Below are 12,988 nucleotides of genomic sequence, written 5' to 3' on the forward strand. Positions count from 1 at the left end.
ACAGGATAAAAATGCCGTCACCAATTCGACTAAAGGCTGAACGTTCAAGCAGTTAAAAGCTGAACTTTCAAGCAGTCGCTTCGCCGCGATCGTCCAGTTCCTCCGCGAACTGCTTCCAGGTCTCCGCGTAACCGCGGGCCACTTCGGCGACCACATTCGTGCAATGCGAGGGCACTGACGCGGCGAGACTGGCGCATTCGTCGCTGGTGAGCGCGTGCACGTCCAGCCAGCGCAGCAACGCGCGGCCGGCGTCGGTGAACCTGAGCGACGGGTCCTTTTTCAGATTCTGCAACATGCGCACGGTATCGTGCACGGCCCGCTGCGCGGCGCTGCGAACGGTGCGCTGCGCGGGCAACCGTTGCGGTGCGGCGCCCTCTTCCCCCATTCGCTGGCGGGGAGGCAGCGGATCCTCGCCGCGGCGGATCCGTTCCCGGACGTCCCGCGCGGTGCCGGTGGAAATGCCGACGCTCTGAGCGATTTCCCGCAGCGAGGCGTCCGGGTTCTGCCGGATCATCTCGCTGGCCCGGCGCCGTCCCTCGGCGTGGTTCAACGGCCGCACCCGGCCGTCGCGGCCGACCCTGGCGTGCAGCTGCGGCAGGTCGCAGCCGACCCGTTTCCGCAGCGCCCCGACGGTTTTCGCGGAGATCCCGGAGGCCTCCGCGACCGCGCGGTCGGACCAGTCCGGGCGCAGTTTCACGATCCGCTGCGCGGCGACCTCGCGTTCCCGCAGGGTCAGCGGCAGCCCGTGCTTGATGTTGGCCTGCACGGAAAGGATGAACGCGGCCTCGGCGCTGCCGCTGAAAAGGTACGCCTCGATCCGGTCGGCCCCGCGCAGCGCCGCCGCGCGGACCCGGTGCATGCCGTCGATCACCCGCATGTCGGACCGGTTGACCAGAATCGGCGGGAGGTCCGCCCCGCTCTCCACGAGAGTCCGGGCGTGCTCGAGGTTCTCCCCGCCGAGCCGCGGGCTGTCCGCGGGCAGCAGCGAGCTGATCTCGACCATCCGCTTCTCGCACTGGCCGAGGACCGCGGCGAACGGTTCCGCTTCTTCGTCGGGGCGCCCGTTGTCCGCCGTGCAGCGGGCAGGCCACAATCGTCCGTTCGAGTCGTGCATGGGCTATTCCCCCAGGAATGAACTCGCCGTGAAAGTGCGTCTTACTCGGCGGTGCGGATTCCGCATCTCTGCCGCCCCCCGCCCAACTATTGCAAAGGGTCCGCCACCGCGCAAACACCTGCTGATGGCACCCGATGCCACGTTTTCCGCAACCACAGGGTCAAATTACGAGCAATCAGACAATCAGGTGATTGGCCCAACGGAGGCGTCGAGTCACCGTCGGCGCCATCGGAAATATCCGGCACGCGCGCTTACCGCAACCAGTAAAGGCGGTGCAATGGGTGTTCTACAGAAAGCACCGCGACAGACTGAAAACCTGCGGCGTGCGCATAACCGGTTACGACAGAAGGCCGAATGACGGTGCCGGTTCCGGCAGACGGCCGCTCGGACAACCCGACCGGCAAGCAGTGCAGCACGCTCACCGCGTAGAGAAACCGCTCGACCTCTCCGGCGGGCGCGGAGAACTCCTCGGCCGCTTTCGGTTCCATCAGCAGCACCCCGCCGCCGGGGCGCACCGCCCGGCGGCACCAGCGCAGGACCTCCACCGGCCGCGCCATGTCGTGCAACGCGTCCAGGACGCACACCAGCGCGTACCGTCCGGAGGCCGCTTCGTCCGGCCCGTTCGCGTCCGCGCGGGCGAAAGCCAGGGTGTCCGGCGCGCCGGCGGCGGCCGCGTTGGCGATCGCTTCGCGCACCGCGGCGCCGTCGGAGTCGTAGCCGGTCACCGTGGCCCGCGGATAGGCTCTGGCCAGCGCGATCGACGACCATCCGCTCCCGCAGCCCACGTCGGCGATCCCGGCTCCGCGCACGAGCCTGCGGTGCACGTCCGGCAGCGCGGAGCGGATCCAGCCGGCCAGTTCGCCCTCGAACACCGCCCGGTTCAGCTCGGTCTGCGCACCGCGGAAATCCTCGCCGTACTCGTGGTAGCCGAGCCCGCCGTCCTGGCGGTACGCCTCGGCGATCCGGGGCAGCACCGGCGCGATCCCGGCCGCCGGAAGCACCGAGGTCAGGGCGGGGGCCGGGTCTCCGGTCAACGCGGCGCGATGGGCTTCCGGAAGCAGGAACCGGTGCTCCGGCGGCTCGCCGGACACGGTCACGATCCCCGCCGCGGCCTGCTGTTCGAGCCACTCCCGCGCGTACCGGGGCCCGATCCCGGCCCGCTCGGCCAGTTCACCGGCGGTCAGCGGCCGCTCGCACAGGTGCGCGTAGAGCCCCAGCCGCAGGCCGAGCCCGATGGTCAGCAGCTCGGCGGCCGCGATGCCCGCGGCGAACAGCCTGCCGGCGAACGCCGCTTCCCCGCTGTTCATCCGCGCCCCCGGCGCCGCTCGCGCATTCGATTTTCCCCGAATGCTGGCCCTATATTGCCGACATGACTTTTCACGAGGCGCCCGCTTCTATCGGACAACGACTTCTGTGGTTTCTCGAACATTACCGACCGGATACCGCATCGCTCAATTGCCCGGTGGTCTGCAAACTGCACGGGCCGCTTGACGTCGACGAATTGAAAATCGCATTGCGCCGGTTGACGGACCGGCACGAGGCATTGCGCACCACCCTGGTCCGCGACGGCCGGAAACTGGTTCAGCGCATTCACCGCGACGGCGAACCGCCGCTGCGGGAGGAGAACCTCGCCGCGGCGGACGGCTCGGCCCCGGAGACCGCCTTCGAGCGCGCTCTGGAGGCAGAACTGCAGGTCCCGGTCGACGTCGGCACGTGGCCGCTGCGCTGCACGCTCTGGCGGCTGGGCCCGGACGAGCACGCGCTGTGCCTGACCATGCACCACCTGGTGTCCGACGCCTGGTCCTGCGGAATCATTCTGCAGGACCTGATCAAACTGCTGGACGCGGGCCCGGAAACCGTTCCGGAGCTGCCGCCGGTCGCATTCCCGTATTCGGCCTTCGCCCGCCGCCAGCACGAACAGGCGAAAAACGGGGAGCTGAAGGCCCATCAGGACTATTGGGTCGGCAAGCTCCGCGACATGCGCTTGGTGCGGCTTCCCGAGACCGGGCGGCAGGCGCCGGGAGAGGGCCGGGCGAGCGGCATCGAAACCGCCGTGCTGCCCCCGGAAGTCTTCGGGAAACTGCGCGAAGTGGCCCGCGCCGAACGCACCACGCTGTTCACCGTGATGCTTTCGCTTTACTACCTGCTGCTGGCCCGCACCACCGGCCAGACCGACCTGCCGGTCGCGTCGCTGTTCGCGAACCGGTCCGGACGAGAGGTCCAGTCCACCGTCGGCTTCTTCGCGAACATGGTGGTGCTGCGCAGCCAGGTCGACCCGGACGCCCCGTTCTCCGAGGTCGTGCGGTCGGTGCGGCCCACCGTCATCGACGGCTTCCTGCACGAGAGCATCCCGTACCAGATGCTCCCGCTGTCGTTCCAGGACAACGGCGGCCGCGTGGACGACGTCGTCTTCCAGATGCTGCTGACCCCGCCGCCGGGCACGAAGGTGCACGCCAGGGGCGTGGACTTCGAGCTGTACACGCCGGACGTGCTGGGCAGCCGGTTCGGGCTCGAACTCGGCCTGATCCCGCAGCACACCGGCGACTGCCAGGCGATGCTCTTCTACACCACCGACCGGATCAGCCCGCAGTGGGCGAAGGACTTCCTCGCCGACTACGCCGCCATGGCCGCCGCCGCGGCGGCCGATCCCTCCGCCGTGGTCGCGGCGGCGGCTGCGACCGCCCGATGAGCGCACCCGGCATCGAGCGCTACGACGCCGCCCGGGTCGCGGCGATGGCCGACCCGTACCCGGCCTACGCCGCGTTCCGGGCCCGCGGGCGGCTGCTGCCCGCGGGCCCCGGAGCCTGGGCCGTCCCGCGCTACGAGGACGTGGCCGCGCTGCTGCGCGACCCGCGGCTCGGACACGAGTTCCCGGACGCCATGTACCGGCTTTCCGGCGAGCCCGACGTGCTGACCGAGTTCTTCCGCGCCACCGTGCTCAACCGGGACGCGCCGAGCCACCCGGTGCTGCGGCGGGCGATGGCCGCGCTGCTCGCCCCGCGCGTCGTCGCGCGCCTGCGGACCCGGATCGACGAGCTCGTCGCGCGGCTGCTCGGGGACCTGGCCGAGGCGGGGACCGGCGACCTGGTCGAAGGGCTCGCCTACCCGCTGCCGGTGATCGTCTCCTCGGAGCTGCTCGGCATCCCGGCGGCCGACCGCGACCGGCTGCGCCCGCACGCCGTCGCGCTCGGCCGCGCCTTCGGGGCGGGTATCCAGCCCGCCGGCGACCGGGACGCGGCGATCGCCGCCGTGCACTGGCTGCGCGGCTACGTGCGGGACCTGCTGGAACGCGCGGGCGACGGGCCGCTGTCCGGCGTGCTGGCCGCGAGCCGGGACGCCGGGCTGTCGGCCGAGGAGGTCGTGGACAACGTGATCTTCCTGTTCTTCGCCGGGTTCGACACCACCACGAACCTGATCGCCAACGGCTGCGCGGCGCTGCTGGAGCGCCCCTCGCTGCTGGAGACGCTGCGCGGGGACCCGGCGCTGGCCGAGTCCGCGGTCGAGGAGTTCCTCCGGTTCGAGGCCCCGATCCAGGCGACGGCGCGGATCGTCCGGGAGCCGGTCGAGATCGGCGGCCGGGTGCTGCGCGCTCGCAGGCTCGTCCTGCTGCTGCTGGCCTCGGCCAACCGCGACGAGCGGCGCTTCGCCGATCCGGACCGGATCGACCTGGCGCGTTCGCCCAATCCGCACTTGTCCTTCAGCTCGGGCGTGCACCACTGCCTCGGCGCGACGCTGGCCCGGATCGAGGGGGCCGCGGTGTTCGCGCAGGTGGCCGCCCGGCGCGACGGGTTCGTCCCGGCTGGCCCGCCGCGGCGCCGGGACCACCCCAGCTTCCGCGGTTTCGCCCGGCTTCCGGTGCGCTTCCGCTGACCGGACCACGTGCAACTGCCACATTTCCGCGTTTGCTCACCCGAACTCGAGCGGGAGCGCCTTGATGCCGTTCATGAAGTTCGATTCGAGCCGCACCGTCGCGCCCGCCCGGCGCAGCCGCGGCAGATGCGGGGCCAGCTCCCGCAGGAACGCGACGCCCTCGGCGCGGGCCAGGTGCGCGCCGAGGCAGTAGTGCGGCCCCGCCCCGAAGGCCAGGTGCCGGACGTCGGGGCGGGCCGGGTCGAACCGGTCCGGCCCGGCGAACGCGCGCTCGTCGCGATTGGCGGAGATGTAGTAGAGGACGACCTTGTCCCCGGCCGCGATCCGGCGGCCGTCGAGTTCGGTGTCGCGCGTCGCGGTCCGGCGGAACTGCATGATCGGCGTGATCCAGCGCAGCAGTTCCTCCACCGCGAGCGCCGGGTCGGCGCCGTCGCGCAGGGCGTGCGGCAGCACCGGGTCGTCCGCGCACAGCTCCAGCGTGCCGGACAGCAGGTGCCGGGTCGTCTCGTTGCCCGCCACCACGAGGAGCAGCCACAGGTGGCAGAACTCCTTCTCGGTCAGCTTCCGGCCGTCCACGTCCGCGGCGACGAGCCGGCTCACCAGGTCCTCGCCCGGCCGCCGCTTGCGCTCCCGCGCCGCCTCCATCGCGTACGCGAACGCTTCGAAGAAAGTCCGCTGGAACGCCTCGATGTCCCCGCCGCCGTACTCCGGGTCGTCGAAGCCGACCAGGTTGTTGCTCCACCGGTAGAGCAGGCCGCGGTCCTGCCTCGGCATGCCGAGCAGGTCGGCCAGCACCAGCAGCGGCAGTTCGGCGGCCAGGTCGGCCACCGCGTCCGCCCCGCCTGCCGCGACCGCGTCCGCCACCAGGCGTTTCGCGTGCGCGGCGATCGACGACTCCAGCGCGCGCACCGCTCTCGGCGTGAACGCGCCGGTGGCCGCTTTGCGCAGCTTCGCGTGTTCCGGCGCGTCCATCCCGACCAGCAGCTGGCGCGTCCGGTCGAGGTCCGCGGGCGATTTCGCGTCGGTCAGGAACGGTCCGCCCGCCGCCGAGGAGAACACCTCGGGCGAGCGCGACGCCTCGACCACTGTCGCGTGCCGAGTGACCGCCCAGAACCCGTCGCCGCGCTGCACGACCTCGCCGGTGCGGCCGCGGCGGCGCAGGCTGGCCTCCTCGACCCAGCTCACCGGTTCTTCCGCGCGCAGCCGCGCGAACTCGGCGTGCGGCGGACCGCTGCGGTAGGCCGCCGGATCCGCGATCCCGCACCGTTCGGGCACGTGCACCGCTCCCCCTTCGAGTCGGGTCAGTCCAGGAAATCGGGTTCGGTGCGGACGAGGTCCGCGTACAGCGACCGGAAACTCGCCCTTGCGAGCCACGGCGCCCCGATGTCGGCTCGCGCGCTCAACGCCGCTTCGCGGCTGACGGTCGTGGGAGTCCCGGCTGCCTCGGCGAGCAACTGCACCTGGCACGCCCGGTCCATCGCGATGAACCACCACGCGGCCTCTTCGACCGAGCCCCCGACGGTGAGCAGGCCGTGGTTGCGGAGGATCACCGCCTTGCCCTCGCCGAGCGTCTCGGCGATCCGCGTGCCTTCCTCTTCGGCGAGCACGACTCCGGAATAGCCGTCGAACACGGTGTGGTCCTCGAAAAACGCGCACGCGTCCTGGCAGATCGGCAGCAGCGGACGGCCGAGACTGGCGAACGCCCGCCCGTGCAGGGAGTGCGTGTGCGCGGCGGCGACCGCCTCGGGCCGCGCCCGGTGGATCGCCGCATGGATGGTGTATCCGGCCGGATTCACCCGGCCCTCGCCTTCCACCACCGCGCCGTCCTCGTCGACCAGCAGCAGATCGCTGACGCGCACGTGCCCGAAGTTCTTGCCGAACGGGTTGATCCAGAAGCGGTCCGGACGCCGCGGGTCGCGCGCGGTCACGTGCCCGCCTATTCCCTCGGCGAGGCCGAACCGCGCGAAAAGCCGCAGCGTCGCCGCGAGCCGCTGCTTGCGGTGCAGCAATTCCTGCTCCGCGGTCCGGGTTTTCGCCGCGGTCATCGGAGCGTTCCGGCCGCGAGCGGCGGCCGGGCCGGGGCGATGTCGTCCTCGGGCGCGGCGAGCAGGCCCCGGCGGCGCAGCTGCGGCACGAGGCCCTCGCCGAGCCGGTACGCCTCCTCCAGATGCGGCTGCGCGGACAGGATCAGGTGGTCGACGCCGAGTTCGTGGTACTCCGCGATCCGGTCGGCGACCTCCTCGTGCGAACCGACCAGCGCCAGCGCGGGCCCCTGCCTGCCGAGTCCGTAGCCGGTCCAGACGTTCGGGTGCACCTCCAGTCCGTCGCGGCTGCCGCCGTGCAGCGCGGCCATCCGCCGCTGCCCTTCGGAATCGCTCGCGGCGAACCTCCGCTGGCTGCGCTCGACCAGGCCGTCGCTCATCCCGGCCACGATCCGGTCGGCCTCGGCCCACGCCTCGTCCGCGGTGTCCCGGGAGATGACGTGCATCCGGGTGCCGAACGGCAGCGCCCGCCCGGCCGCCGCCGCTTCCGCCCGCACCCGGGCGACCTGCGCGGCCATCCGGTCCGGCGGTTCGCCCCAGGCGAGGTACACGTCCGCGTGCCGGATCGCGGTGCGCAGCGCGGGTTCCGAGCTGCCGCCGAGGAAAATCGGCGGCAGCGGGTCCGGGCGCCGGATCACCGTCGCGCCCGAAACCCGGTAGTGCTCGCCCTCGTGGTCCACCGAACCGGTCCACGCCCCGCGCAGCACGCTGAGGAATTCCCCGGCCCGCGCGTAGCGTTCGTCGTGGCCGAGGTGGTCGCCGTAGCGGCGCAGTTCCTCCGGATCGCCGCCGGAGACCACGTTCAGCAGCAGCCTGCCGCCGGTCAGGCGCTGGCAGGTGGCGGCCATCTGCGCGGTCAGCGTCGGGCTCGCCGTGCCCGGCCGGAACGCGACCATGAACCGCAGCCGCGCGGTTTCCCGGCTCAGCGCGGCCGCGACGAGCCACGGGTCCTCGCAGAACAGCCCGAAGGGAACCAGCGCGCCGGTGAAGCCCGCTTGTTCGGCGGCGCGCGCCACCTGCGCGAGATAGCCGGCGTCGGGATCGCGCCGGACATTCGCCGCGCCGTCGCGCGCGACGTCCCGTCCGTCGCCGTGTCCGGGGATGAACCAGTACAGGTGCAAGGCCATGGAAAACCGTCCCGGTGAAGGAAAAAGTGCCTGCCGCGGCGGTCAGTCGACCATCGCCGGGCCAGCCCGGTCAAGCCGGTTCCCCTGTGCGGCAACGGGTTGCACGGATTGACAGCGCGCGGGCGGCTCGCCTTCACTTGGCCCGCAAGCGCTGGGAGGGAGCCCCGTTGATCGAGCACGTTCTTCCCGCCGCCGTGGCCGGCGCGGAGACGACGGCCGACGTCGATCCGTCCACTTCGGACTTCCCGGAGCTCGGGGCGCTGGAACCGCGGACGCGGCGGCCCCGGCTCGCCGAATTCGCGACCGGCCGCAGCTGTGCCAGGGCGGCGCTGCGGGCACTGGGCGCGCCCGCCGGACCGGTCGGCCGCGGACCGCACCGGGAACCTCGCTGGCCGCCCGGGATCGTCGGCAGCATCACGCATTGCCCCGGCTATCGCGCGGCCGCGGTGGCGCGCGCGTGCCGGGTGCGCGCGGTCGGCATCGACGCGGAACCGCACCGCCCGCTCTCGCCCCGGATGTTCGCCCGGATCACCTCCGCGGCCGAACGGCGGGAACTGGCCACCCTGCCCGCGACGCGCGTGCACGTCGACCGGATTGTGTTCTCCGCCAAGGAAAGCGTCTACAAGGCGTGGTTCCCGATGACCGGAGCCGACCTAGGGTTCACCGACGTGCATCTGAGCCTCGACCCGATTGGGCGCCGCTTCGTGGTCGAACTGCCCACGCCCTTCGCGCCCGTGCGCGGGCGTTACGCAGTCGACCGCGGCCGGATCGTCACCGCCGTCGCCGTGCCCGCCGATGGCCTCCGCTGAGACGCGCCGGGTGACCGGCCCGGAAGACGTCACGCCGGAATGGCTCGGCGCGGTCCTGCACCGCGCCGCGCCGGAGAGCGTGCTGACCGGGATCACCCGCACTGAGCTCACCCGCGGCAGGCTCGGCCGCTGTGTCCGGTTCGGACTGTCGTGGGACGGGCCGGGCGGTCCGGCGGCGGTGGTCGGCAAATTCCCCGCGGCCGGACCGGTGAGCAGGCAAACGGGGACGATCGGCAACCAGTACGCCACCGAGGTCGAGTTCTACCGCACGCTCGGCGAGCGGGTGTGCGTCGACGTGCCCCGGTGCCACGCCGCCGAGGCACACGACGACGGCGGATTCGTGCTGATCCTGGACTGGGTGGACGGAGCTGTCGGCGACCAGGCCGCGGGCGCGACGCTGCCGGAGGCCGAGACCGCGGTCGACGCGCTGGCCCGGCTGCACGCCCAGTTCAGCGGGTCCGCCGATCTGCCGCCTCCCCCGGGCGCCGCCGAGCACCGGCGCACCGCGGCGCTCTACCAGTTGCTGTGCGACCGGTTCCTGGACCGCTTCGGAGACCGGCTCAGCGCCGCGGCCGCGGCGACGGTCGCCCGGTTCAAGCGTTCGGTGCGCGGATGGACCGCGCTGTGGGAACCGCCGTTCACCCTGCTGCACGGGGATTACCGGCTCGACAACCTGCTGTTCCGGACCGTTCGCGGGCACCGCCGCGTCACCGTGCTCGACTGGCAGACGCTGTCCGCGGGTCCCGGCCCCAAGGACCTCGCCTACCTGCTCGGCGGAAGCCTCGACCCGGACCTGCGCCGCAGCCACGAAACCGCGCTGGTGGACCGCTACGTCCGCACGCTGCGGGCGCACGGGACCGCCGTGCCGGACGGCTGGCTGCACCGGACCCTGCGGCTGGGCACGCTGTCCGGACTGCACATGACCGTCGTCGGCTCGATGCTGGTGGAATCCGGCACGGACGCCGACCGCATGTTCGCGGCGATGGCCGAACGGCACGCCGCGCACGCCGCCGACCACGATGCCCTGCGACTGCTGGAGTCGATGTGCTGACCGACGCCGACGAACGCCTCGCGCACCAGATCCCGGAACCGCTCTCGGCGGTGGCCGGCCCGGACCGGCACTGGCGGGAAAGCTACTTTTTCGCCGCGCACCATCCGCGGCGGCTCGAGGACGCGCTGGTGCTGACGATGGCGGCCAACCCGGCCCGGCGCGCGATGGACAGCTACCAGATGGGCAGGCTCGGCGGGCAGTTGTTCTTCTCCCGCGCGTCGCGGCCGTTCGGCGACGATCCGCACACCCCGGTCGCCGGCCCGGTTTCGGTGGAGATCGTCCGCCCGTACGAGCGGATCGTGCTGCGCGCGGGCCCCGGCGCGCGGGGTTTCGGCGGGATGGAGCTGACCTGGACCGCGCGGACCCGGCCGTACCTGACCCGCCGCGGCACCCTCGTCGTCGACGGCGCGCCGGTGTGGGACCAGCGCCAGGTCATGCAATCCGGCTGGTTCGACGGCGAATACGTCAGCTCCGGCCGCACCGTCGCGGTAGAGCGGTGGTGGGGGCAGCGCGACCATTCCTGGGGCATCCGCCGCCATCCGCGGTGTCCATTGTGGATTTGGCTGGCCGTGCAGCTGCCGGACGGAATGCTCAGCGCCTGGCTGTGGGAGCACGCCGACGGCCGCAGGCACTACCTCGACGGCTGCTGGGCCCCCGACGGCGGCGGGGAGCCGGTGCCGCTCGCGGATCTCCGGTACGACCTCGACTGGCTGGATCCGGCGGGAGCGCCGGTGCGCGGAGCCGGCGCCGCCCAGCGCGCGGACGGGCTCGGCGGTCGGGTCGTCTTCGTGCTCTCCGACGGCCGCTCGGTCACCGTCGACGGACGCGGGCAGTGGATCGCGCCGTACGGACGCCGGGGCGGCGGCCTGCACCAGGTTTCCGTGCACACGTCCGACGGCCGCGCCGGCACCGCGATCTACGAGGTCACCGGGTGCGCCCACCACCATTTCTTCCCGGAGGAGAGTTCGTGATCCCCGCCGAAACCGCGTTCCGCGACGAGCTGCGCCGTTGGCTCGCCGCGCGGCCCGCGCCCGCCGTGCGGCCCGACGGGTTCCCCGCCAGGGAGGAGATCCGCGAGTTCAGCTCGGCGCTGCACGCGGCGGGATTCGCCGGGGTCAGCTGGCCCGTCGAGCACGGCGGGCGCGGGCTGCCCGCGGCGTTTGACGCCATCGCCGCCGAGGAACTCGTGCGGGCCGGGCGGGGCGACCACGTGGGGATCATCGGGCTCGGCATGGTGGGCCCGGCCATTCTCGCCGTCGGCACCGCCGACCAGCGAAACCGTTTCCTGCCGCGGATCCTGTCCGGGGAAACCCTGTTCTGCCAAGGGTTCTCCGAACCGGAGGCGGGTTCGGACCTGGCCGCGCTGCGCACCAGCGCGACGGAGGCCGAAGGAATGTTCGTGGTAGACGGGCACAAGCTCTGGTCGACCGGCGCTCCGGTCGCCGACCACTGCCTGCTGCTCGCCCGCACCGAACCGGGATCCCGCGGGCATCGCGGCCTCAGCTGCCTGCTGGTGGACCTGCGCACCGAAGGCGTCACCGTCCGGCCGCTGCGCCAGCTGTCCGGCGAAACCCGGTTCGGGGAGCTGCTGTTCGACCAGGTTCCGGTGCCCGCCGACGCGGTGCTCGGGCCGGTCGGCGGCGGCTGGCGAGTCGCCATGACCACCCTCGCGCACGAACGCGGCACCTTCGGCGTCCGGCTCGCCGCGGCGCTTTCGGCCGAGTTCGCCGAGTTCACGGCCATGCTGCGGCGGCGCGGCCTCGACCGCGACCCGGTGGCGAGGGACCGGGTCGCGCGGGTGTGGATCGAGGTCGCCGGGGTGCGCGCGGCGGCGCATCGGGTCGCGGGCGCGGAACCGGGCCCGGAGGCCTCGATCGTCAAGCTTCGCTGGTCGCGGGCCGAGCAACGGCTGGCGGCGCTGGCCTTCGACCTGCTCGGCGACGGCGATTCCGCCGATCACGCCCGGTGGCGGCACGCCCGGCTGCGCAGCCGCGGCGCCACCTTGGAAGGCGGCACCTCCGAGGTGCTGCGCGACGTCCTCGCCGAGCGCGTACTCGGCCTGCCGAGGGCCCGGTGAACCGCCCCGTGAACGTGCTCGCGGCCGAACACCGCGCGCTGGCCGAGGCCGCGCGCGACCTGCTCGCCAGCGGCCCGGACTGGACCGCCCTTGTCCGGCAAGGCTGGCTCGACGAAAACCTGAGCCCGGCCGCGCTGGCCCTGCTCGCCGAGGAAAGCGGCGCCGTGCTGCTCCCGCAGCCCTGGCTGGTCACCGCCGCGGTCGCGCCGTGGCACCGCGGCTCCCCCGCCGCCCTCGCGGTCAGCGGCACCGCCACCGGTTCGGCCCGGCTGCACGGGCGGGTCCGGGTTCCGTGGCCAGGTCCCGACGGCGTGCTCCTCGTACCGGGCTCCGCGCTGTTCGCGGTCCGCTGCCGCGACGCGGACCCGCGCTTCCTGTCCACAATGGACCCCACAAGACCGCTCGCCGAGGTGACCCTCGAAGACACGCCCGCCGAACGCGTCGCCGGACTCGATGTGCTGCCCGGACTGCGCTGCCGCTACCGGACGCTGGCCGCCTGCGAAGCACTCGGGGTCGCGCGCGCCGCATTGCGGCTCGCGACGGAACACGCGAAAAACCGGACCCAGTTCGGCCGCGCGATCGGCGGGTTCCAGGCAGTGTCGCACCCGTTGTCCGACGTCTACGCCGAGATCGAAACCGCGGCCGAGCTGGTCCCCCGCGCACTCCCCGCGCTCGACGGGGAAAGCGCGGGCGAACCGCCGCTGACCGCCCTGCTGGCCGCCGCCTCGGCCGCGGCGCACGCGACCGAGGCGGCAGTCCAGACGCTGGGCGCGCAGGGATTCCTCGCCGACCACCCGATCGCGGCGCTGTACCGGCGGGCCCAGTCCTTCGCTGAGCCGGGGCTGCACGACGAACTGGCCGGCCTGGTCCTTGACGAGAACAGTCGACACTGAGGAGA

12 protein-coding genes are annotated in these 12,988 nt (G+C 72.7%); 7 read left to right on the forward strand and 5 right to left on the reverse strand.

All coding sequences use genetic code 11. From position 1 onward, the window contains the following. Nucleotides 1-67: 67 nt before the first annotated feature. Both ACFXI3_RS08060 and ACFXI3_RS08065 read right to left on the reverse strand, forming a co-directional pair. Nucleotides 68-1,114, reverse strand: a complete 1,047-nt coding sequence (locus tag ACFXI3_RS08060) for a ParB N-terminal domain-containing protein (RefSeq protein ID WP_344274846.1) — start codon at nt 1,112-1,114, stop codon at nt 68-70. A gap of 251 nt (nt 1,115-1,365) precedes the next feature. After that, nucleotides 1,366-2,421: a methyltransferase domain-containing protein gene (locus ACFXI3_RS08065; RefSeq protein ID WP_378398813.1), complete on the reverse strand. Its 1,056-nt coding sequence runs from the start codon at nt 2,419-2,421 to the stop codon at nt 1,366-1,368. A 62-nt stretch (nt 2,422-2,483) separates the two neighbouring features. Between ACFXI3_RS08065 and ACFXI3_RS08070 the strand changes: the two genes are divergently transcribed. Together ACFXI3_RS08070 and ACFXI3_RS08075 are read left to right on the forward strand one after the other, a co-directional pair. Next, nucleotides 2,484-3,803: a condensation domain-containing protein gene (locus ACFXI3_RS08070; RefSeq protein ID WP_378398815.1), complete on the forward strand. Its 1,320-nt coding sequence runs from the start codon at nt 2,484-2,486 to the stop codon at nt 3,801-3,803. Continuing rightward, nucleotides 3,800-4,984, forward strand: coding sequence for a cytochrome P450 (locus ACFXI3_RS08075; protein ID WP_378398817.1), 1,185 nt, complete (start codon nt 3,800-3,802; stop codon nt 4,982-4,984). The genes ACFXI3_RS08070 and ACFXI3_RS08075 overlap by 4 nt, the downstream gene beginning before the upstream one ends. Nucleotides 4,985-5,020: 36 nt before the next feature. Here the strand turns inward: ACFXI3_RS08075 and ACFXI3_RS08080 are convergent, their stop codons facing one another. The 3 genes from ACFXI3_RS08080 to ACFXI3_RS08090 are packed head-to-tail and all read right to left on the reverse strand — an operon-like array spanning nt 5,021 to nt 8,153. Further along, nucleotides 5,021-6,265, reverse strand: coding sequence for a cytochrome P450 (locus ACFXI3_RS08080; RefSeq protein WP_378398819.1), 1,245 nt, complete (start codon nt 6,263-6,265; stop codon nt 5,021-5,023). Nucleotides 6,266-6,285: 20 nt separating this feature from the next. After that, nucleotides 6,286-7,029, reverse strand: coding sequence for a class II aldolase/adducin family protein (locus ACFXI3_RS08085; RefSeq protein ID WP_378398820.1), 744 nt, complete (start codon nt 7,027-7,029; stop codon nt 6,286-6,288). Then, a complete protein-coding gene (locus ACFXI3_RS08090) occupies nt 7,026-8,153 on the reverse strand; it encodes an LLM class flavin-dependent oxidoreductase (RefSeq protein WP_378398822.1) in 1,128 nt (375 codons plus the stop codon). Before ACFXI3_RS08090 ends, ACFXI3_RS08085 begins: the two co-directional genes overlap by 4 nt. Before the next feature lie 167 nt (nt 8,154-8,320). Here ACFXI3_RS08090 and ACFXI3_RS08095 point away from each other — a divergent pair, with 167 nt between their 5' ends. From ACFXI3_RS08095 to ACFXI3_RS08115, 5 genes are read left to right on the forward strand one after another with little or no spacing between them, the layout of a single operon-like run. Beyond that, nucleotides 8,321-8,962, forward strand: coding sequence for a 4'-phosphopantetheinyl transferase (locus tag ACFXI3_RS08095; protein ID WP_378398824.1), 642 nt, complete (start codon nt 8,321-8,323; stop codon nt 8,960-8,962). Beyond that, nucleotides 8,949-10,013 carry a phosphotransferase family protein gene (locus ACFXI3_RS08100; RefSeq protein WP_378398826.1) on the forward strand — a complete coding sequence of 355 codons (1,065 nt, stop codon included), beginning with the start codon at nt 8,949-8,951 and terminating at the stop codon, nt 10,011-10,013. The genes ACFXI3_RS08095 and ACFXI3_RS08100 overlap by 14 nt, the downstream gene beginning before the upstream one ends. After that, nucleotides 10,007-10,984, forward strand: coding sequence for a hypothetical protein (locus tag ACFXI3_RS08105; protein ID WP_378398828.1), 978 nt, complete (start codon nt 10,007-10,009; stop codon nt 10,982-10,984). Before ACFXI3_RS08100 ends, ACFXI3_RS08105 begins: the two co-directional genes overlap by 7 nt. Next, nucleotides 10,981-12,090, forward strand: a complete 1,110-nt coding sequence (locus ACFXI3_RS08110) for an acyl-CoA dehydrogenase family protein (RefSeq protein WP_378398830.1) — start codon at nt 10,981-10,983, stop codon at nt 12,088-12,090. The genes ACFXI3_RS08105 and ACFXI3_RS08110 overlap by 4 nt, the downstream gene beginning before the upstream one ends. Beyond that, entirely contained in the window at nt 12,087-12,983 is an 897-nt protein-coding gene (locus tag ACFXI3_RS08115; protein WP_378398832.1) for an acyl-CoA dehydrogenase family protein, read from the forward strand. Before ACFXI3_RS08110 ends, ACFXI3_RS08115 begins: the two co-directional genes overlap by 4 nt. Nucleotides 12,984-12,988: the final 5 nt, after the last annotated feature.

The organism is Amycolatopsis sp. NPDC059235, from assembly GCF_042754125.1.
Taxonomy (GTDB): Bacteria; Actinomycetota; Actinomycetes; order Mycobacteriales; family Pseudonocardiaceae; genus Amycolatopsis; species Amycolatopsis albidoflava.